This is a genomic window from Sorangium sp. So ce1014 (assembly GCF_051521505.1).
Classification (GTDB): domain Bacteria; phylum Myxococcota_A; class Polyangia; order Polyangiales; family Polyangiaceae; genus Sorangium.
On record NZ_CP150356.1, the window covers coordinates 7,123,069 to 7,144,880 of the forward strand.

At 70.2% G+C, this 21,812-nt stretch carries 11 protein-coding genes; 6 read left to right on the top strand and 5 right to left on the bottom strand.

Annotated features, from left to right (window positions below; translation table 11 throughout):
- Position 1: 1 nt before the first annotated feature.
- Positions 2–934, bottom strand: coding sequence for a carbohydrate ABC transporter permease (locus tag WME75_RS26865; protein WP_437476631.1), 933 nt, complete (start codon positions 932–934; stop codon positions 2–4).
- 85 nt (positions 935–1,019) lie between these two features.
- Entirely contained in the window at positions 1,020–2,423 is a 1,404-nt protein-coding gene (locus WME75_RS26870) for an ABC transporter substrate-binding protein (protein ID WP_437476634.1), read from the bottom strand.
- A 494-nt stretch (positions 2,424–2,917) separates the two neighbouring features.
- Here WME75_RS26870 and WME75_RS26875 point away from each other — a divergent pair, with 494 nt between their 5' ends.
- The 3 genes from WME75_RS26875 to WME75_RS26885 all read left to right on the top strand — a co-directional run bounded on the left by WME75_RS26875 (position 2,918) and on the right by WME75_RS26885 (position 8,703).
- Positions 2,918–4,198: an isochorismate synthase gene (locus WME75_RS26875; protein WP_437476637.1), complete on the top strand. Its 1,281-nt coding sequence runs from the start codon at positions 2,918–2,920 to the stop codon at positions 4,196–4,198.
- Between the two features lie 94 nt (positions 4,199–4,292).
- The gene (gene pabB / locus WME75_RS26880) at positions 4,293–6,461 is read left to right on the top strand and encodes an aminodeoxychorismate synthase component I (protein ID WP_437476640.1); all 2,169 of its coding nucleotides are present in this window, start codon (positions 4,293–4,295) and stop codon (positions 6,459–6,461) included.
- An 85-nt stretch (positions 6,462–6,546) separates the two neighbouring features.
- Positions 6,547–8,703, top strand: coding sequence for an anthranilate synthase component I (locus WME75_RS26885; protein WP_437476643.1), 2,157 nt, complete (start codon positions 6,547–6,549; stop codon positions 8,701–8,703).
- A gap of 217 nt (positions 8,704–8,920) precedes the next feature.
- Here the strand turns inward: WME75_RS26885 and WME75_RS26890 are convergent, their stop codons facing one another.
- Positions 8,921–9,763 (bottom strand): GNAT family N-acetyltransferase, encoded by an 843-nt coding sequence (locus WME75_RS26890; protein ID WP_437476645.1) that lies wholly within the window; start codon positions 9,761–9,763, stop codon positions 8,921–8,923.
- Between the two features lie 296 nt (positions 9,764–10,059).
- On the opposite strand from WME75_RS26890, the gene argG reads away from it, so the two are divergent.
- The 3 genes from argG to WME75_RS26905 all read left to right on the top strand — a co-directional run bounded on the left by argG (position 10,060) and on the right by WME75_RS26905 (position 17,341).
- Positions 10,060–11,412, top strand: coding sequence for an argininosuccinate synthase (gene argG, locus WME75_RS26895; protein ID WP_437476648.1), 1,353 nt, complete (start codon positions 10,060–10,062; stop codon positions 11,410–11,412).
- Positions 11,413–11,611: 199 nt separating this feature from the next.
- Positions 11,612–11,974: a phage holin family protein gene (locus WME75_RS26900; protein WP_437476650.1), complete on the top strand. Its 363-nt coding sequence runs from the start codon at positions 11,612–11,614 to the stop codon at positions 11,972–11,974.
- A 276-nt stretch (positions 11,975–12,250) separates the two neighbouring features.
- Positions 12,251–17,341 (top strand): AAA family ATPase, encoded by a 5,091-nt coding sequence (locus tag WME75_RS26905; RefSeq protein ID WP_437476653.1) that lies wholly within the window; start codon positions 12,251–12,253, stop codon positions 17,339–17,341.
- A gap of 14 nt (positions 17,342–17,355) precedes the next feature.
- Here the strand turns inward: WME75_RS26905 and WME75_RS26910 are convergent, their stop codons facing one another.
- Together WME75_RS26910 and WME75_RS26915 are read right to left on the bottom strand one after the other, a co-directional pair.
- Positions 17,356–20,184: a beta-propeller fold lactonase family protein gene (locus WME75_RS26910; protein ID WP_437476656.1), complete on the bottom strand. Its 2,829-nt coding sequence runs from the start codon at positions 20,182–20,184 to the stop codon at positions 17,356–17,358.
- A gap of 628 nt (positions 20,185–20,812) precedes the next feature.
- On the bottom strand, positions 20,813–21,796 hold the full coding sequence (locus WME75_RS26915; RefSeq protein WP_437476658.1) for an aldo/keto reductase: 984 nt from the start codon (positions 21,794–21,796) through the stop codon (positions 20,813–20,815).
- Between the last annotated feature and the right edge of the window lie 16 nt (positions 21,797–21,812).

Sequence of the window (21,812 nt, forward strand, 5' to 3'; positions counted from 1 at the left end):
CTCACGCCTCCTCGGTGCGGAACACCGCGAGATAGATCATGATGAACACGGCGATGATCAGGAAGAGGGCGACGGAGATCGCCGAGCCGTATCCGATGTTCGAGATGCTGACCAGCGTCTGCTGGGCGTACGTGGCCATGGTCTGCATGTCCGGCCGGTTGCCGAACATGACGAAGAAGACGTCGAATACCCGGAGCGCGTCGAGCGTGCGGAAGATGAGCGCGACGAGCATCGAGGGCTTGAGCAGCGGCAGGGTGATCCGGGTGAACTGCTGGAGCGCCGTCGCGCCGTCGACCCGCGCGGCCTCGTAGAGATCGCTCGGGATGAGCTGCAGCCCGGCGAGCAGGAGGAGCGCCATGAACGGCGTCGTCTTCCAGATGTCGATGACCGCGACCGCCCAGAAGGACAGGTCGGGATCGGCGACGAAGGCGATGTTGCGATCCAGGACGCCGAGCCGGTTGACGAGGAGATCGTTGAAGACGCCGTAAACGTCGTTGTACATCCACTTCCACATCTGGGCGGAGATCACGGTCGGTATGGCCCAGGGGATGAGCATGGCCGCGCGCACCGCCGAGCGCCCCTTGAACTGGGAGTTGACGACGAGCGCGACGCCGAGCCCGAGGGTGAGCTCGCTCAGCACGGTGACGACCGTGAAGAAGACCGTGAGCAGGACCGCGTCGTGGAAGTAGCTGTCCTGCGCGAGATCGACGTAGTTCTGCACCCCGACGAACCTGACCGGCTCCCCCGTGCCGAGGCGCGCGTTGGTGAAGCTCAGGTAGAACGTCTCGGCCAGGGGGTAGAGGGCGACGAAGGCGACGACCACGAGCGTCGGCAGGAGGAACAGCCAGGCGCGCCGCTGCCGCCGCTCCTCGAACGATGCGCTGGCCGCGCGGGGCGCCGCGCTCGTGGCCTCTGGATTCTCCGGCGTGCTCATGGGGTGGTCCGTCCTCGCGAGGGGGTGTGGCCGGGAGATCTCGTGCGCGGCGCGCCGCACCCGAGATCGACGCGATCGAGCCGTGTCAGCGGAGCGCGCGCGTGATGCGCTGCTCCACCTGCCCGAGCACCTCCTTCGGCTCCTTGCCCTGCAGGACCTGGCTCACCCCCTGGAAGAACGCGATCGACGCCTCGTTGTACCGGGCGCCGGTGCTGTTCGAGGGGCGCGGCACGAGCGTGATGTCCTTCGCGTTCGCCAGGAAGGGCAGCGACTTCACCACGTCCGGATCCTGCTGCACCGACGGGATCGTCGGGATGAACGAGCCCGCGGTCGCGCGGAACTTCTGCGCCTCGGGGCTCGTCATGTAGCGGACGAGCTCGATCGCCGCGTCCTTGTTCGGCGAGAACTTCGAGACGGCGAGCTGCCACCCGCCGACGGTGCCCGCGCTCTTCTGGCCGGGCTCGTGCGGCAGCGGGCCCGCCCCGAACTTGCCCTTGATCGGCGACTTCTCGGCGTTGCCCGCCGCGTAGGCATAGGGCCAGTTGCGCATGAAGGCGGCGTTCCCGCCCTGGAACGTGTTGCGGGCGTCCTCCTCCTCGTAGCTCGTCACGCCGGCGGAGGAGATCGAGCCCACCCAGCCCTTGGCGCGCGCGAGCGCCTTCTGGGCGCCCGGGTTGTTCACGGTGATCTTGCCGTCGTCGATGATCGCGCCGCCGCCGTGCGAGGCGATCCACTCCAGCGCGTTGCAGGTCAGCCCCTCGTAGGCCTTGCCCTGCCAGACGAAGCCGAGGAAGTTCGGGTTGCTCGCCCGCTCCCCGTCCTGGATCTTCTTCGCCATCTGCTCGAGCTCGTCCCACGTCTCCGGCGGCTTCTTGTAGCCGTATTTCTCCAGCAGATCGGTGCGGTGGTAGAGCAGCCCGAAGTCGGTGAACCACGGCATCGCCACGAGCTTGCCGTCGACCGTGTTGTTCCGCACGATGCTCTCGATGTGCTGCTTGGCCGCCTCGCCGAGCTTCTCGTTCAGGTCGACGAGGTTCTGCGCGAAGGCGCCGGGCCAGATGACGTCGAGCATCAGGACGTCGACGTCCCCGGACTGCGCCTGGAAGAGGCGCTGGTAGACGGCGTAGGTCTCCGTCGCGTCCTTGGGCCTCGGGATGATGGTCACCTCGACGCCTGTGTCCTGCTGGAACTGCTTGATCATCACCCTGTCGAGCTCGGCGCCCACGCCCACCGGCTCGCTGTAATACTTGAGCTTGCTGCCGGCGTATTTCTTCGCCTCGGCGGCGTTCGACACCGCGGGAGGCTGCGCCTTGATCGCGCTGTCGCCCGGCGCCTCCGCGACCGCGGCCGCGGTCGTGGCGGCGGTGGGAGGGCGGCTATCGCCCGCAGGCGGGCTCTTGTCGCCGCGGCAGGCGCACAGCCCGACGACGAACAGGAGGAGCGCTGTGGCTCGCCACGCGCGGAGGTCATGCTGCCGAGTGAGGTCCATCGCAGGATCCTTTCTGAGCTCAGTTGTGAGGAGTTTCCACATGTCCGGGGCCGGAGCTGTCGTGACGCGCCGCTCACGAGCGCCGCGAAGGTGAAGCCCGCGGCAGCATCGAACAATTGCGCGCCCCAGGGCAAGGGTTCACGCCGCATCGGTGCGTCAACACCGCGGGCGAGAGCCCACGGATCACAAATGGGACGGAGCACGGCGCGCTGCTGGCGATGGCGCCAGATGACCGCGCGGCCGCGACACGGCGCTTGGCGAGCGCGACAGGAGATGACGACACGCGTGGGCGTGGGCGTGGGCGTGGGCGTGGGCGTGGGCGTGGGCGTGGGCGCGGGCTGCTTTGCGCTTGCGGAGCCTTTCCGGAGGCGGTAGAGCCGATGCTGCGCGGCCGGCGCTCGCGATCCGGCAGGGTGCCGCGGGCTCTCGGCCTGCTGTTCCAGGCGGGTCCTGCCGAGCAGGGCGAGCCCAAACCGGTCTGCGCACGGCAGTGCATGACCCCCCTGACGCTCTCCTCTCCGGCCGATGCCCCTCGCCTCGCGGCGCGGCTCGTCGCCCGCACCATCCGGCTCGATGCTGACACGCTCGCGAGGATGCCCGGCGGCATCTCGTCGCTCGCGGGGGACGGCGCGCGCGTCTGGCTGCACCCCAGCGCGCAGCTGATCGCGCACGGGGTCGCCGCCCGCCTGGAGCTGCCGCAGGGCATCGAGGGCGGCGTGGCGTGGGTCCAGGAGGCGCTCTCGTCGGTCGCCGCCTCCGACGCCGTGGGCCGCCCCGGCTGCGGCCCGGTGGCGCTCGGCGCCCTGCCGTTCGACCGGACGGAGCCCGCCGCGCTCGTCGTGCCGGCCCAGGTCGTCGGCGTGGCGCCCGACGGGACCGCGTGGGTCACCACCATCGGCGAGGGCGCCGCCCCCGCGCCGCGCCTGGAGCCGGCCGAGGGCCACCGGCGCTCGCCCGACAGCTTCACGCTCAAATCGGCGCTCCCGCACGACGAGTGGTGCGGGCGCATCGCGCGCGCGGTGGCCGACATCCAGCACGGGGAGCTCTCCAAGGTCGTTGTGGCGCGCGCTGTCGACGTCGAGGCGAACCGGCCCATCGTCGTCGAGGAGGTCCTGCGCCGCCTCACCGCGCTCTACCCCTCTTGCGCGATCTTCCACTTCGACGGTTTCCTCGGCGCGAGCCCGGAGCTCCTGCTCTCGCGCCGCGCGCGCGCCGTCTCCTCGCACCCGCTCGCCGGCACCTACGCCGTCTCGGCCGACGTCGACGCCGACCGCCGGTTCTCCGAGGTCCTCCGGAAGTCGGCCAAGGACCAGCGCGAGCACCGCTTCGTGGTGGAGGCCGTGGCCGCGGCGCTCGCGCCGGAGTGCGCGTCGCTCGACGTCCCGAGCGAGCCGTCGATCCTGAGCCTCCGCAACGTGATGCACCTCGGCACGTCGATCCACGGCGACCTCAAGGAGACGGCGCCGGACGCGCTCACGCTCGCCGCGCGGCTGCACCCGACGCCCGCCGTGTGCGGCACCCCGCGCGACGCGGCGGAGGCCTGGCTGGCCGCGCACGAGGGCATCCGCCGCGGGCTCTACGCGGGGCTCGTGGGCTGGGTCGACGCCCGCGGCGACGGCGACTGGTTCATCGGCATCCGGAGCGCCACGGTCGACGGCGCGCGCGCGCGCATGGTCGCGGGCGTCGGGGTCGTCGCCGGCTCGAGCCCGGAGGCCGAGCTGGTCGAGACGCAGCTCAAGCTCCAGGCCATGCTCGCCGCCATCATCCGCCCCTGATGCCAGGGCCGCCCGGGCGCCTCACCCGCGCCGCGCTCCGCGCCGTCGGGGCCGCGCTGACGGGCTCCGCGCGGGCCCGAAGGGGAGCTTCGCCGTGAAGACACTCCTCATCGACAACTACGACTCGTACACCCACATCCTCGGTCAGTACCTCTGGGAGGTGAACGGCGAGGAGCCGATCATCGTCAGGAACGACCGCCTCTCGCTCGCCGAGATCAGGGACCTGGAGGTCGACAGCATCGTCATCTCGCCCGGCCCTGGCCGCCCCGAGCGCCGGGCCGATTTCGGCGTCTGCATGGAGGTGATCGAGGCGCTCGCCGACACGCCGATCCTCGGGGTCTGCCTCGGCCACCAGGGGCTCGCCGCGCGCTTCGGCGGGCGCGTCCAGCACGCCCCGCGGGTGATGCACGGCAAGGTCACGGAGGTCGAGCACGACGGCACCGGCCTGTTCGAGGGCGTGCCCAGCCCGTTCAAGGTGGTGCGTTACCACTCGCTGATCGTCGGCGACGACGCGCTCCCGGCGGAGATCGAGGTGACCGCCCGGACGCGCGGCGACGGGCTCATCATGGCCCTCAAGATCAAGGACCGGCCGCTCCACGGCGTGCAGTTCCACCCCGAGTCGATCGGCACGGAGCACGGTAAGAAAATTCTCAGCAATTTCCGTGATCTAGCCGCGCATGCGGCGCGCGACCGGAGGGCTCCGGCGCCCGGTGGATGCGCACGCGCACGCGCGCCGGGGGCGCTGGCGGGTGCGCCGGAACGCCGCCGCGTGCGTCACCTCCGGCTCCCCTGGGTCGACCCCGAGCGGGCCTTCGCCGGGCTCTTTGCCGCGGCCCCGTATGCGTTCTGGCTCGACTCGAGCGCGCCCGGCCGCGACGGGCGCTTCTCGTTCATGGGGAGCGCGACCGAGGCCATCGAGAGCCACGGCGCCGCCGTGACGCGATGGAGCGCCGGCGGCCCGGGGGGCCTCCTCACCCCGGCCACATCCGAGGGGAGCCCGTTCGCGGCGCTCCGGCGGGAGCTCGCGTCGGTGGCGCTCGAGCCGAGCGGCTTGCCCTTCCATTTCACGGGCGGCCTCGTGGGCTACCTCGGCTACGAGCTCAAGGAGCACCTCGGCTTCGGCGCGTCCGCCCACCCGCGCCGCGCGCTCCCGGACAGCGCGATGATGATCGCGCGGCGGCTCCTCGCCTTCGACCACGTCGAGCGCGCGGTGTACGCGTGCGCGATCGGCGCGCCCGGCGCGGACGAGCCCTCGCCTCCCTCGCCTCCCTCGCCTGACGCGTGGCTCGACGAGATCGCGGCGCACCTCCAGGGCCTCCCGGCCCTCCAGGAGCCGGTCCTCCCGCCCGTCCCGGAGGGCTTCGCCGATCGCGTCGCGCTCTCCCAGCGCCTCTCGCGCAGGGAGCACCTCGACGCCGTCGCGGCCATCCTCGGCGAGATCCACGAGGGCGAGACGTACGAGGTGTGCCTCACCAACGAGTTCCATGCGCGCACCTCGCTCGACCCGTTCGCCCTCTACCGCGTCCTGCGCCGCACGAACCCCGCGCCGTTCTCGGCCTACCTCAAGCTGCCGGACGGCGCGGTGCTGTCGTCCTCGCCGGAGCGGTTCCTCTCGGTGGACCGGGAGCGGCGCGTGCGCAGCGAGCCCATCAAGGGGACGCGGCCGAAGGGCGCCACCGAGGAGGAGACCCTGGCCCTGCGCCGCGATCTCGCGACAAGCGAGAAGGACCGCTCCGAGCTCCTCATGATCATCGACCTCGTCCGCAACGACCTCAGCCGGGTCTGCGCCATGGGCTCGATCGAGGTCGAGGAGCTCCTGCGGATCACGGAGCACGCGACCCTGCTCCAGCTCTCCTCGGTCATCACGGGCGCGCTGCGCGAGGGCCGGGGCGCCCTCGACGCGCTCGAGGCGTGCTTCCCCGGCGGCTCGATCACCGGGGCGCCGAAGCACCGGACGATCGCGATCATCGACGCGCTGGAGCGGCGCACGCGGGGCGTGTACACGGGCAGCATCGGGTACCTCGCCCACGAGGGCCCCATGGACATGAACATCGCCATCCGGACCCTCGTCGCCGACCGCGGGGGGGTCAGCTTCGGCAGCGGCGGCGCGGTGGTCGCGGAGTCGAGCGCGGAGGCCGAGTACGAGGAGGTCCTCGTCAAGAGCTTCCCCCTGCTCCGCGCCATCTACCTCGCGGAGCGCGTCGCGGACGCCGGCCGAGCGTCCGCGCGGTGCGCCCAGGCGACGGGCGCGCCGCGCCGATGACGTGCCCGACGGACCCGCGCGCGCGGCGAAGAAGCGAGTGCGGCGCGCATGCCGCACCGCGTATACTCGCCGCGCAGAAGGAGACGTGGCCTTGAAACGAGACAGCAACATCACGCAGAGGGGGGTCACGGTGCGTCGAGAGGTCGAGGACCTCGTCGTCGACGGCGCGATCCAGCCCATCGTCGAGGCGCTCGACAGCCACCTCGGCGTGGTCCTGGCGTCGAGCTACGAGGTGCCCGGCCGGTACACGCGCTGGGACATCGGCTTCATCAATCCCCCGCTCGTGCTCGTCTCCCGGGGCCGCGACTTCCGGTTCACCGCGCTGAACGAGCGCGGGCGGGTGATCCTGCCGGCCATCGACGAGGCCCTCCGGAATTTCGACGCGGTCGCGGCCATCGAGCGCCGCGCGGACGAGGTGGTCGGCGCGGTCCGTCCGCCGGGCGAGCAGGTGCCGGAGGAGCTGCGCAGCCGGCAGCCGTCCATCTTCTCGGTGCTGCGGCGGATGATCGAGCTCTTCGGGGTCCCGGGCGACTCGCTCTTCGGGCTCTACGGCGCGTTCGCGTACGATCTCGCCTTCCAGTTCGAGCCCATCCGGCTCCGCCTCGAGCGCCCGGCGGATCAGCGGGATCTCGTGCTCTACCTCCCCGACGAGATCGTCGCCGTCGACCATCGCCGCGAGCGGGCGACGCGCACGCGCTACGAGCTCAAGATCGGCGATCGCTCGACCGACGGGCTGCCGCGCGAGGGCGCGGCGCGCGCCTACGTCGGCGCCGATCGCGCGCCGCCGAACGAGTACGCGCCGGGCGAGTACGCCGAGCTCGTCCGGGTCGCGCGGGAGTCGTTCAAGCGGGGCGATCTCTTCGAGGTCGTCCCGGGCCAGACGCTCCACGAGCCGTGCCAGGTCGCGCCCACCGAGCTGTTCCACCGCCTGCGCGAGCGCAACCCGGCGCCCTACGGCTTCCTGATGAACCTCGGCGAGTCCGAGTACCTGATCGGCGCCTCGCCGGAGATGTACGTGCGCGTCGAGGGCAACCGCGTCGAGACGTGCCCCATCTCGGGCACGATCCCGCGCGGCAGCGACCCGATCGCCGACGCGGCCCAGATCGCGCGCCTGCTCGCCTCCGCCAAGGACGAGTCGGAGCTCACGATGTGCACGGACGTCGATCGCAACGACAAGTCCCGCATCTGCGTGCCGGGGAGCGTCCGCGTGATCGGGCGCCGGCAGATCGAGATGTACTCGCGGCTGATCCACACGGTCGATCACATCGAGGGGCGGCTGCGCGAGGGGTTCGACGCGCTCGACGCGTTCCTCGCGCACACCTGGGCGGTCACGGTCACGGGGGCGCCGAAGGCCTGGGCCATGCAGTTCATCGAGGATCACGAGCGCTCGCCGCGCGCGTGGTACGGGGCCGCGGTCGGGATCATCGGCTTCGACGGCAGCATGAACACGGGGCTCACGCTGCGCACGATCCGCCTCAAGGACGGCGTGGCGCAGGTCCGGGTGGGCGCGACGCTGCTCTACGACTCCGATCCCGACGAGGAGGAGCGCGAGACCCACGTGAAGGCGTCGGCGCTCATCGACGCGATCCGGAGGCCGCGCGGGGTCCCCACGACGGCGCCGGCGGCCATCCACCCGGTGCCGGGGGGCGGCCTCAAGGTGCTGCTCGTGGATCACCAGGACTCGTTCGTGCACACGCTGGCCAACTACCTCCGGCAGACGGGCGCCGAGGTGATGACGCTCCGCGCCGGCTTCCCGCACAAGGAGATCGACGCCTACGCTCCCGATCTCGTGGTGCTCTCGCCCGGCCCCGGGACGCCGAGCGATTTCGATCTCTCGGGGACGCTCTCGGCGCTGATCGAGCGGCGGCTGCCCGTCTTCGGCGTCTGCCTGGGCCTTCAGGGGATGGTCGAGCACTTCGGGGGCAAGCTCGGCGTGCTCGACTACCCGATGCACGGCAAGGCCTCGAAGGTGCGCGTGCTGGGCGGGCGCCTCTTCGAGGGGCTACCGCGCGAGTTCCACGCGGGGCGCTACCACTCGCTCTATGCGCTGCGCGACGCGCTCCCCTCTTCGCTGAAGGTCACGGCCGAGACCGAGGACGGGGTCGTCATGGCGATCGAGCACACGGAGCTGCCGATGGCGGCTGTGCAGTTCCACCCCGAGTCGATCCTCTCCCAGCACGACAACGTGGGGCTGCGGCTCGTGTGGAACGCTGTCGCGGATCTGCGCCGGGAGCGGCGCTGAGAGCGCCTGAACCGGTTCAAATCACAAAATGAAAAAGCGCCGCCGGGGCCTCGGGGGGGGAGAGGCCACGCCAGCGACGCTGGGCTGCATAAGAGCATCAGACGTGCCAGGCGTGATTCCGTCGTAGTCGCGCACTTCGCATGGATGTCCAGGGCGGTCGTTTCGCTTCTGCAAGCGCAGTGCTGCACACCTGCAAATGCGCCGCGCCCGGGAACGCTCAGGCCGGCATGTGCGGGCTCTCGCTACGCCGCACAAAAACACCCTTGCTGTACGCCATGAAGAACCCGAGCCGCATGGCGTTGCGCTCCGTGGGGATACCGGGACTGGCGCTGATGCACACCAGGTGGCGACCCCGCTCGCGCACCCGCTCCAGGCGGCGGACGATGAGCGCCTGCTGGATGCCGCGCTCGCGGAACCGGGGGAGCACCGAGGCGCCGAAGAGCGCGGCGCCGTCGCCGGCGATCTCCACGCTGCCGCCGCCGGCGGGCTCGCCGTTCACGAGCGCGAGGTACGCGTCGCAACCGGGTTGCGCGACCACCCGGCGGGTGATTTCGAAGAGCGCGGGCGCGAGCGGCTCGCCCTCGGCCAGGAAGCCGCTCGTCGACACCTCGATGAACACCCGGACCTGCGCCTCGTCGCCCGGATCGACGCGCACGATCTCGAGCCCCTCGGGGCCGCGGTACGGCACAAGCGCGCGGAGGTCCTCGTCCGGCGCGATCTCGCGCGCCAGCACGTTCTCGAACTCGCGCAGCACGAACCCCCGAGCGGCGAGGCCGCGCACCAGCGACTCGTGCGCGAAGGGACAGACGTGGATCTGCGGCTCCGTGCCCCGCGTCGCGTAGAACGCCACGAGGCGATCGAGCTCCTCGACGGAGACGGGCCCATCGAGCCCGAGCCCCGCGGCGAAGTTGCCCCAGGAGCCGTCTCCATCGAAGGCCATCGACCCGCCCGCGATGGGCTCGGCGCAGGCGACCACGGAGGCGGTGCCGAGCGCCAGCCGGCGCTCCTCGAGCCGGGCGATCTCGGCGTACGACAGCCTCGACACGGGCCTGCTCGTCATCGGAGTCGGAGTCGGAGTCGGGATCGGAGAGAAGCGCTCACGTGACATGGTGTTCTCCATCCTAGTCCGCCGAGCGCGCCTCGTGCAGTCGTGCAGAGGAGCAGAGGAGCAGAGGAGCAGAGGAGCACGAGCGCGCCTCCGGCGCCGCCGCCAGGGGGCCGCGCCGCCGGGCGGAGGCCGCGCGCCCGAGCTGTCCCTGGGGAGCGCGCTCGGCTGCCGCCGGCGCCGTCCGGCGCCGCGCCGCCCCACGATCTCCGCTCGCGCGGCCGCGGGCGTTGCGGCTATGCTGCGCCGCCATGAGTAGGATCTTCCGTTCACTTCCCCCGGCCGGCACCCAGCTCGGCATCGCGTTCTCGGGCGGGCTCGACACGCGCTGTGCGGTGGCGTGGCTCGCGCGCAACGGGCTCAAGGTGCACGCGTACACGGCCGATCTGGCGCAGCCGGACGAGGACTCCCCCGGCGACATCCCGCCGATCGCCCTGCAGCACGGCGCCGTCTCCGCCAGGCTCGTGGACTGCCGCGACGCGCTCGTCCGCGAGGGCATCCTCGCCATCCAGTGCGGCGCCTTCCACCTCTCGACGGGCGGCAAGAAGTACTTCAACACCACGCCGCTCGGCCGCGCGGTGACCACGACCGCGATCGTGCGCGCGATGCGCGACGACGACGTCCACGTCTTCGGCGACGGCAGCACGCACAAGGGCAACGACATCCAGCGGTTCTATCGCTATGGCATCTTCGTCGACCCCTCGCTCAGGATCTACAAGCCCTGGCTCGACCCGAAGTTCGTGGGCGAGCTCGGCGGGCGCAAGGAGATGAGCGAGTACCTCGAGCGCCACGGGCTGCCCTACCGCATGGGGACGGAGAAGGCCTACAGCACCGACGCCAACGTGCTCGGCGCGACGCACGAGGCGAAGGATCTCGAGCACCTGAACACCGGCATCAAGATCGTCCAGCCGATCATGGGGGTCGCCTCGTTCCGGCCGGAGGTCGCCATCGAGGCCGAGACGATCACCCTCGGGTTCGAGCGCGGCGTCCCGACGGCCATCAACGGCAAGCGCTTCGGCTCCCTGTTCGAGCTGTTCGTCGAGTGCAACCGGATCGGCGGGCGCCACGGGCTCGGCATGAGCGATCAGATCGAGAACCGGGTGATCGACGCGAAGAGCCGCGGCATCTACGAGGCGCCGGGCATGGCCCTCCTCCACGCCGTCTACGAGCGGCTCCTGTCCGCCATTCACAACGAGAACACCCTCGACGTGTACTTCACCCAGGGCCGGCGCCTCGGGCGCCTGCTCTACGAGGGCAAGTGGTACGACCCCGAGGCCATGATGCTGAAGGACGCGCTCTCGCGCTGGATCGCGCCCGGCGTGACCGGCGAGGTGACGCTCGAGCTGCGCCGCGGCGACGACTACAGCCTCCTCAACACGCGCGCCGATTACATGGCCTACGCGCCGGACAAGCTCTCGATGGAGAAGGTCGAGGAGGCCTATTTCACCCCCGAGGATCGCATCGGCGCGCTCGAGCTCCAGAACCTCTCGGTGACGGACAACCGCCAGTTCCTCATCCACCTCATCGAGAGCACGCAGGCCCTCGGCCCGGGCGGCGCCCCCGCCATCGGCGAGCTGCTCGGCGGCGACAAGCCGAAGCCATGAGCGGAAACGATCGCTGAACGATCGCTGAGCGGAGGCGGCGCGCCGGCTTCGCTCGCGAGGCGCCGCGGCCCGGGGCGCCCCGCGCTGGCCGCGGCGCTCGGCCTTCCGGCCCGGCAAGGTTGCGCCCGGCGCGCGCCTGGGTCACCAAGAACGTCCAAACCCGGCCCGCCAGGAGCGGCGCCGGCCCAGGGAGGTGGTCATGTTCAAGCAGTTCATCGTCCAGGCGCTCGCCGCGGGCCTCGCGGTCATCGTCGGCGCCAAGCTCATGCCGGGCGTCCGCATCCGCAAGATCCAGACGGCGCTGGTCGTCGCCGGCGTCTTCGCGCTCCTCAACCTCCTGCTCGGCTGGCTCGTGAGCTTCCTCGTCGCCGTGGCGCTCCTGCCCGCCGCCATCCTCACGCTCGGCCTGGCCTATCTCTTCTTCGGCCTCGTCGTGAACTCGGTGCTGCTCTACGCGACGGACAAGCTCATCGACGATTTCGAGATCCGGGGGTTCGGGCCGCTCTTCGGGACGGCCGCCCTCATCTCGATCGCCGGGTGGCTCTTGCCGCGCCTCCTGTGAGCTCACCCGGCTGAGCGCGAAGGTCTTACAGCGCGATCGCTGTCCAGAGATCGAGGACCGGTCCGTAACCGGGCTGTAGAAGACCGGCGACCAAGCCGCCGGTCGTCTCGCGTCCCTTCGCGCGTGGGTGATGCACCGCGCTATCCTTGCTCCCCGGGCGACCCCAATCACAAGGGCGCACGCGCGGCGGGGCAACTGCACCATGCCTCATGGTGGGTAAGACTCTTGACATACTCAACTCGGTGAGCTCCCATGCTTTGAACCCAAGGAGGGGCATTGGTCGAGCTGCCGCACTACACGCTGCGGGACAAGCTGTACGACAGCGCCGGACGGGTGCTGTACCGTGGCATTCGCGACGAGGATGGCCTCCCCGTCGTCATCAAGTTCCTCAAGGACGAGCACGCGAACCCGCGCGACCTGGCCAAGCTGCGACACGAGTTCAGCATCCTGCGAGAGCTCGACTGGCCGGGGGTCATCAAGGCGCACGCGCTCGAGGTCCACGAACAGAGCGCCGGGCTTGTCCTCGAGGACGTCGGCGAGACGCCGCTGAGCGAGCACCTGCGCGGCCGCGGGCTCGACCTCGCGCAGGCGCTCCACGTCGCTCGCGCGCTGGCGACGATCCTCGACGGCGTCCACGCGCACGGCGTGATCCACAAGGACATCAAGCCTGCGAACATCGTCGTGGACGACAGGTTGCAGAGCGTCCACCTGATCGACTTCAGCATCGCCACGCGCCTCTCGCAGGAGGCGCAGACGGCCCTGCGCCCCGACACGCTCGAAGGCACCCTCGCCTATATCTCGCCCGAGCAGACGGGGCGGATGAATCGAGTCGTCGACTACCGGACAGACTTCTATTCGCTCGGTGTCACCTTCTACGAGATGCTCACCGGGGTCCTCCCGTTCGACTGCACCGATCCCATGGAGGTGGTCCACAGCCACATCGCGAGGACGCCGCTCGCGCCGCACGAGCGCGATCCGACGATCCCCGAGGTGGTATCGACGCTCGCGATGAAGCTGCTCGCCAAGGCGGCGGAGGACCGGTACCAGCGGGCGGAGGGGCTGGCAGCGGATCTCGAGCGGTGCCTCTCCGAATGGCAGCAGAAGGGGAGGATCGCGCCGTTCGAGCTGGGGCGGCGGGACGTCAGCGAAAGGCTCCAGATCCCGCAGAAGCTCTACGGGCGAGCGGCGGAGATCGGGGCCCTTGTCTCGGCGTTCGATCGCGTGAGCGAGGGGGCGGCGGAGCTCGCGCTCGTGACGGGAGCGGGCGGGATCGGCAAGTCGGCGCTGGTCCACGAGCTGCACAAGCACGTCGCCCGGCGCCACGGGAGCTTCGTCGCCGGCAAGTTCGATCAGCTCCACCGCGAGGTCCCTTTCGCCGCGTTCACGCAGGCCATTCGGGCGCTCATCTCGCACCTGCTCGGGGAGTCGTCCGTCAAGCTCGCGGCGTGGAGGTCCGCGCTTGTCGAGGCGCTGGGCGCGAACGGGCAGCTGCTCGTCGACCTGATCCCCGAGCTCGAGCTGATCGTCGGCCCGCAGCCCGTGGCCGTCGCCCTCGGGCCCTCGGAGTCCCAGAGCCGCCTGAGCCTCTTGATGCAGAGCTTCGTCCGGGTGTTCTGCTCGCCGTCGCACCCCCTCGTGCTCTTCTTCGACGATCTGCAGTGGGCCGACGCGGCGTCGCTCTGGCTCTTGCGCCAGCTGCTCTCGGGGCCCGGGCGTGGGCACCTGCTCGTCGTGGGGGCCTATCGGGACAGCGAGGTGGACGGGGCCCACCCGCTGCGCGCCGCGCTGGAGGAGCTGCGCAAGCAGGGGCTCGAGCCGTCCGAGATCAGGCTCGGCCCGCTCGATCTGCCGAGCGTGCGGCTGCTCCTCGCGGAGACGTTCAAGGAGAGCGAGATCGAGCGCGTGGAATGGCTCGCCGCTCAGGCGATCGCGAAGACCGAGGGCAATCCGTTCTTTCTCTCCCAGTTCTTGCTCGGGCTCCACGGCGCGAAGCTCGTGCGGCTCGACCGGGCCGCGGGGCGCTGGGTCTGGGACGAGGCGGCGATCGCGGCGGCGCCGGTGACCGACAACGTCGTCGATTTCATGGCCACGCGGATACAGGCGCTGGAGCCGAGCACGCGGCGCGTGCTCTCGCTCGCCGCGTGTATCGGCCACCAGGTCGACCTGACGACGCTGGCGACGATCGCGGAGCTGCCGCATGCCCAGACGGCGGTGGCGCTCTGGCCGTCCCTGCGGGACGGGCTGCTCTTGCCGATCGGCGGAGACTACCGGCTGCTTCCTGTGGTGAGCGATCCGGACGACCTCGATCCGGGCGCGCTGGCCAAGCTGGACGCGTCCTACCGGTTCCTGCACGATCGCGTGCAACAGGCGGCGTACTCCCTCATCCCGGCGGAGGAGCGGGAAGAGGTCCACCTCCGCATCGGGAGGTGCTTGCGCAGGACGCTCCCGGACGAGCCGCGGGCCGAGCTCGCCTTCGAGCTGGTCCGGCACCTCAACCTCGGCGCCGCGCGGATGCGCGACAGGGAGGAGCGCGCCGATCTCGCGCGGCAGAACCTCGCGGCCGGCCGCATGGCGAAGGCGGCGACGGCGTTCGCGTCAGCGGCCGGCCTCTACGCCGCGGGGATCACGGCGCTCGACGAGGGGAGCTGGGAAGAGCTCTACGATCTCACGTTCGCGCTGCACCGCGAGCGCGCCGAGTGCGAGTACATGGCGGGCCGCCTCGACGAGGCCGAGGCGCACCTGGACGGGCTGCTCGCCCACGTGCGCCACAGCGGGCAGCGCGGAGGGATCTTCGGGTTGCGGGTCACGCTCTACCTCGCCCAGGCGCGGTTCGCCGAGGCGCTCGCCGCGGGGCGCCAGGGCCTCGCGCTCTTCGGCATCGACGCGCCGGGGACGAGCGAGGAGACCCAGGCGGCCTGCGACGGGCTGCTCGCGACGATCGATGAGCTCCTCGCCGGCCGAACGATCGAGTCGCTCCTCGACGCGCCCACGGTGTCCGACCCGGATCTCCAAACCTGCCTTCAGCTGCTCGCCGAGCTCAAGGTGCCGGCCTATTTCGTCGAGCCGGGCCTGTACTCGTACGTCGTGCTCAAGGCGGTTCATCTCTCGCTATTGCAGGGGAACTGTCGCTCGTCTGCGGACATCTTCGTCACGTTCGGGTTCTTTCTCTCTGGCAGCCTGGCCCGCTACGCTGACAGCGTCCGTTTCGGCAAGCTCGCCCTCGATCTCACCGAGAGGTTCGGCGCGACGAGCGCCTCTCACAGGGTCTTCTATGTGCTCGGGTACCTGATGCCCTACGGGGAGCCCTTGCGCGCGGCGCTCACCTATTTCGAGCGCGCCAAGCAGCTCGGCCTCGAGTGCGGGGATCTCGTCCACGGCTCCGCGGCGACCGGGGAGCTCGCCGCCGCGACGCTCCGCGTGGGCGAGCCGCTCGACAGGGTTCGCGACGAGATCCAGCGCGGCTTCGTGGTCACGCGGCGCACGCAGGTCGTGCTGGCCAGCGAGATGCTCACGCTCCTGCAGCAGGTCGTCGCCTGCCTGGAGGGCCGCACGGCGTCGCCCACGTCGCTCAGCGACGGCGTCGTGGAGGAGGAGGCCTGGGTCGCGCGCCTCGCCAGCCTCGGGATGAACCACCTCCGGTTCTACCATCTCCTCACCAAGATGCAGCTATCGCTCCTCCATGGGGACGCCGCTGGGGCGTTCGCCATGATCGAGGCCGCAGAGCAGTTGCGCACAGGCGCGTTCGGGCAGCACTGGCCGACGGAGCTCCCGTTCTACGCGGGGCTCATCCTCGCGGCGGTCTATCCCACGGCGCCCGCGGAGGAGCAGCCGCGCTTGCGCGAGGCGCTGGCCCGCCAGCAAGAGCGACTCGCGATCTTCGCGGACGCCTGTCCGGCGAACGCGCGGCACCAGCAGAAGCTCGTCGCCGCGGAGGTCGCCCGGATCGAGGGCCGCCCCTCCGAGGCGATCGACGCCTATGAGCAGGCCATCCAGCTCTCGCGCCAGCATGGCTTTCCCCATCACGAGGCGCTGGCCAACGAGCTCTGTGCCGGGTTCTTCATGGCGCGCGGGCAGACCAGGGTCGCTCACGTCTACGTGTCCGAGGCGCTCGGCGGCTACGCGCGCTGGGGCGCCATTGTGAAGGTCGCCCAGCTCAGGGAGCGGTACCCCTCCATGGTCCCGGCCCCGGTGATGCTGCCGCTGAGCGCGTCGGCCGTGACGGCGGAGAGCACGACGAACGGGACGACCGGCGCCCAGCTGCTCGACGTCACCGCCGCCCTCCGCGCGGCGCAGGCCATCGCCAGCGAGATCGTGCTGAGCAGGGTGGTTCATCGGGTCATGCGCATCGTGCTGGCGAACGCCGGAGCCGAGCGCGGCTTCTTGATCCTGAATCAAGGCGCCGATCTGCGGGTGGAGGCGTTCCTGCAGGTCGGCCCGGACACCGTGCAGGTGGGGCTCAACACCCCGCTCGAGTCGCGCGCGGATCTGGCGCAATCCGTGGTCCAGCTCGTCGCCCGCACGCTCGATCCGGTGGTGCTGAGCGACGCCCGGTACGACCTCCGGTTCGCCGGCGACCCCTACGTCATCTCCGCCCAGCCGAGGTCCCTCTTGTGCATCCCGCTGACGCACCAGGGGCGGCTGCGGGGCGTCCTCTACCTGGAGAACAACGTCGCCCAGGCCGCCTTCACCGAAGGCCGGATCGAGCTCTTGCAGATGCTCTGCGCTCAGGCGGCGATCGCCGTGGAAAACTCGCTGCTCTATGCCCACGTTCAGGAGGTGAGCGCGCAGCTCCAGGAGGCGAACCGAGGTCTGGAGAAGGAGGTCGCCGAGCGCACGGAGGAGCTGCGCGCCGCCAATCAGCACCTGCAGCATCAGACGGAGCAGCTCCACGTCGCCAATGGGCGCTTGCAGCACGAGCTGGCGGAGCGGGAGAAGGCCGAGCGTTCGCGCGCTGCCTTGCAGGGAGAGGTCATCCGCATGCAGAGCGATCTGCTGGAGGAGCTGTCCACGCCCCTCATCCCGATCACGAAACAGCTCATGGTGCTGCCCCTGATCGGCACGGTGGACAGGCGGCGCGCCGAGCGGATGCTGCACACGATCTTGCAAGGCGTCGAGCGCCACCAGGCGCGCGTCGTGATCATCGACGTCACGGGGCTGAAGCAGATCGACGTTCAGGTCGCCGAGACGCTGATCCGCGCCACGTCGGCGCTTCGCCTGCTCGGCGCGGAGGCGGTCATCACGGGGATGCGGCCGGAGGTGGCGCGGCTGCTCGTGGAGCTCGGCGTGGATCTGAGCCGCGTGGAGACCCGCGGCACGCTGCAGAGCGGGATCGCGCGCGCGATCGGGGGCCTCGGGCGGCGCAGATGAGCGGGGAAGTCAGATCACGGGTGGTCGCTCGGGTCGGCCGGGTCGGTGTGATGGTCCTCCTCATCGCCGTCCCGGAAGCCATCCTCATCGCGGTCGAGGCCGATGCGCACCCCTGAACCGGGCGGTACACAGGTGTACGTCAGCTCCCTGTCTGCGGCGAGCGAGAGCTGCCGGAGCAGCGCATCGGCGATCGGCGGGAGGGCCACGCGATTGCTGATGAACTTGCCATTACGGTAGAGGAAGCCGAGGTCGGCGTGGAGGACGCGCGCCTTGGCCACCAGATCGCACTCGCCGATGTCCGCCCGCGCGATCAGGAGGTCGATGCGCGGCCCGACCGCCGCCGCGTTGCTGCTCGTGAGCGTCACCTGCTGGCCCACGATCGGCGCCATGTTGCTGGCGAAGACGAGCAGGTAGGCCTCCACGGCCCGGCGCAGGGGGTTGCCGGGGGGGCCGTCCGGGAAGGCGCCCGAGGCGAACCCGAACGGGCTCGCCTGGCTGAAGCCGAGGTTCGTGTGGAAGCGGAACATCGTGTCCGTGCCTCCGTCATGCACGAACCCGAAGCCGCGGACCTGATCGCCCATGTGCTCGTGATCGATGGCGTTGAAGTTCGGGTGAGGCGCGAAGCCGAACATGCCGACCTTCTGGTAGAGATTGCGGAGGTGGGGGATCTTGAACCCCTCTGTCGCTGCGTCGAAGTTCCGCCGGCCGTCCGTCCCGAAGAAGCCCGGGATGGCGACGCCGAACTCGGCGTTGGCCGTGGGGTCGAGGACGTGGCAGCGGGAGCAGGGGAACTCTCCGGGCTCCGAGGGCGAGTTCTCGAAGAAGTCCCGGCCGATGTCCTGCTCCGGCGTGAGGGAGTTGTCCAGGGCGCGGATCGGGTTCGGCGGATAGGTGATCTGCAGGGCGAAGTCGGTGAACGCCTGCATGTCCTCGTCGGGGATGGGCTCGCTCCGCCCGAGGAGGCCCGTGAAGGCCACGTCGAACTCCTTGAACGCGGTGACCTCGTCGAAGATACCGCTGTCCGGCTGGACGCTGGGCCCGTCATCGCCGCCGGTGCGGTCGCCCCGCCAGTGCATCGGGCCGTGGTTGGCGAGCCCGCGGAGGCTCTGCGTCGTCATCGGGCCCTTCATGGAGTGGAAATCGTCGTTGAACCCGAAGTCCGACGGCCTGAGCACGAACAGCCCTTCATCGGTCCTCACGACGTCGTCCGGGTTGCCGAGGTTCCACGCGAGGCTGTCGAAATCGCCGAAGACGTGGCAGCTCCCGCACGACGAGTCGCCGTGGCTCGAGCTGAAGGCGGCGTCGTAGAGGAAGCGGCGGCCGCGGACGATGCTCTCCGGCTCGGGGCTATACATCGGGACGTGCGCCACCTCGGTGTTCGTCGTCGTGTTGATCACCGAGATGGAGTTGTCGAACCGGGTGAGCACGTAGAGCTTCTTGCGTGGCTCGTCCAGGACCAGGCCCGTCGGACCGCCGCCGCTCACGGGGATCTGGTTCGCCGCGCTCGGCACGAACGTATCGCTCTCGAGCTGGGCGGTGCTGAAGACACCGATCTTGCTCGATCCGAAGGCCGAGACATACAGCTTGGCGCCGTTCTTTGTGATCGCCATCCCGAGCGGCGTGGCGAGGCTCTTCGCGTTCTCGGCGTTCGGGAGCGGAGCGCAGCACGCGCTGTAATCGATGTGCTTGTTCAGGTGGCGCGGCGCGACGCCGGCGCCGCTGAGGACGGTGATCCGGCTCTCGTGCAGGTGTCCCCGCACGGTCTGTCCGCCGAAGATGCCGGGGCCCTCGAAGCGCTTCTCGTTCAACGCCTCGGTGTTTGTGACGTAGATCTTCCCGTTCACCGGGTTGACGGCCATGTTGTAGAGGATGGTGCCGACGCCCTGGAAGTAGCCGGCCGGGCCGGCGACCTTCGCGGGAGGGTTGGCCATCGCATCGATGACGAAGACGTCCTTGTCGGGCAGGGAGAACTTCACCTTGTCGTCCCACACCCGGCCGAGCTCATCGACCCAGTGGATCCCGTCGAACTTGGCGATGAGGCCGCTCTCGGGGCGCGGGACGCCCTCGAAGTTCGTGGCGGGCCCGGGGATGCCGCCGGCGGCTTCACCGCCGTCGGGGACGTGGTTCTCGTGGATGCTCGTTGTGCGGTTCCCCGAGTGGAATGCCGCGGCGTACACCCGCTTGCCGTCGGGCGTCGCCTCCAGCGCGCGAGGCGTGTCGCCGAAGAGCGCGACGATGCTCAGGGGATCGCCGCCGAGCGCGCTGCCGAGGTTGCCGGCGTCGAAGACCCAGACGTCAGCGCGGCCCACGCCGGGGGTCGTGAGCTGCGGATCGTTCGGGCTGTTCTGGCCGCGGTGCGCCGTCGTGATGAAGGCGCGGCGCCGGCCCGGGCCGGCGAAGACGATGTCGCGGGGCTCGTCGCCGACGAGCAGGGTGCGGACGACGCGGCTCCTCGGCGGGTTCTTGACGTTCACGACGCTGACGCTGTCCGAGAGGTGATTGACCACCCAGACCTCATGGTTATTGCGCGCGGCGACGGCCACCGGCTCGAGGCCGACGGACACCGACGCGCGATGCGTGAGGCCATGCGGACCGACGTCGAAGATCTCGAGGCGATTGTCAGGCGTGTTGACCGCGAAGAGCCGCGATCTGTCGGGCGAGAGCGCCAGCGGGCGAACCTGTCCGCTCTCGAAGAGCGTGAACGATCGCGGCGCGCTCTCGACGCGCTCCTGACTGCTCGCGATGGCCGGAGCGTCGGTGGCCGAGTCAAGCTCGGTGTCATCCTGAGAGGGCGAGCAGGAAGAGATCAAACAGACCGTGCACAGGTAGGCGACTCTTCTCATGGGGCATCTCCTTGAATATCGGGCATGATGTTTCGCTGACCGATCGTAGGGATGGGAAAGGGCATCGTTATGATGTACAAGCTCCGGCGCGATGGGCATCGGGTGCGCCGGACAACGGCTGCCATGTCGAATGCAGCCTCGCAGCGGCAAGCTGAGTTGTTACCCGGGAGAGCATTCTATGAGAATGCAACAATGAAATAATTTGCGCTCGAAATGACGACGATGTGCGCGGCTGTGCGGGGCTGGCGACCGCCCCTTGGAGCCCTGGTACCGCGGTCGTCCGGCTGCGCCGCGAACTCGGCGCGGCGCAGCCGGCGCGCTCGGCGCCCGCACGCGTGCGCGCAGGGCGTTGGGCGCATTCGCCCCCCCGCGCAGCGGCTTCCTTAATTCCCCTTGATTGTAATCCCGCCCAACTTAGATCTAACAGTCTAGCACGAGCGTGATAAATCTAAAAGGCGGCGATTCAATGCAAGACGGCGGCGCGGCAGCGACGCGGCAGCGCCGGAGCCAGGTTGGCAGCGCGGCGTGGGTCGCGTGACAGCGGCTATCCAGCCTCGGTCGGGTGACGGCGATGCCCTCGCCGACGCGCCGCGGCTTTAGCCAGCCGCGGCGCGTTCTCGTCGAGCGGCTACCAGAGCTGGTGAACGGCAGGCCGCAGCCGGCGATCGTAGATCTCGCGGATCTTCGCCATGGTCTCCTGCGGCAGGGCGGGCAGGTCCGCCGCGCTCGCGTTCTGGTCCACCTGATCAGGGCGCTTCGCGCCCGGGATCACGCACGTGACCGCGTCCTGCATGAGGATCCAGCGCATCGTCCACGCGCCCATGCTCACGCCGGCAGGCACGAGCGGGCGGAGCTCGTCGACCACCTCGAGGCCCAGATTGTAGTCGACCCCCGAGAACGTCTCGCCCTTGTCGAACGCGGCGCCCTCACGGTTGAAGTTGCGGTGATCGTCGGCCGCGAACTTCGTCGCGGCGCTCATCTTCCCGGTGAGCAGCCCCGATGAGAGCGGCAGCCGCGCCAGGACCCCGACCTGCCGGCGCTTCGCCTCGACGAAGAAGAGGTCGGCCGGGCGCTGCCGGAGGACATTGTAGATGATCTGCACCGACTGCACACCTGGGTATTCGATGGCCTTGAGCGCCTCTTCCACCCGCTCGACGCTGACCCCGTAGAAACGGATCTTGCCCGCCTTCACAAGCCGATCGAGAGCGTCGAACGCCTCGGGCCGATAGTAGACGTCCGTCGGCGGGCAGTGCAGCTGGACCAGGTCGAGCGCGTCCGTCTCGAGGTTCTTCAGGCTGCGGTCGATGAAGGCCGTGAGGTTCTCCGCGGTATAGCCGGCCGCGGTGTGCGGGCTCAGCCGCCGGCCCGCCTTCGTCGCGATGACGATCTCCTCGCGCCGCTCCCGCCGGAGGCGCGCGAGCAGCCGCTCGCTCCGGCCATCGCCGTACACGTCCGCGGTGTCGAAGAAGTTCACGCCGCGATCGACGGCCCGGTGCAGCGCCCCGAGCGACTCCGTGTCGTCGACGTCGCCCCAGGTGCCCCCGATCGCCCAGGCGCCGAAGCTCACCGAGGAGACACGGAGACCCGTCCTGCCAAGTGGTCGATATTCCATGGCGGCGCATACAACC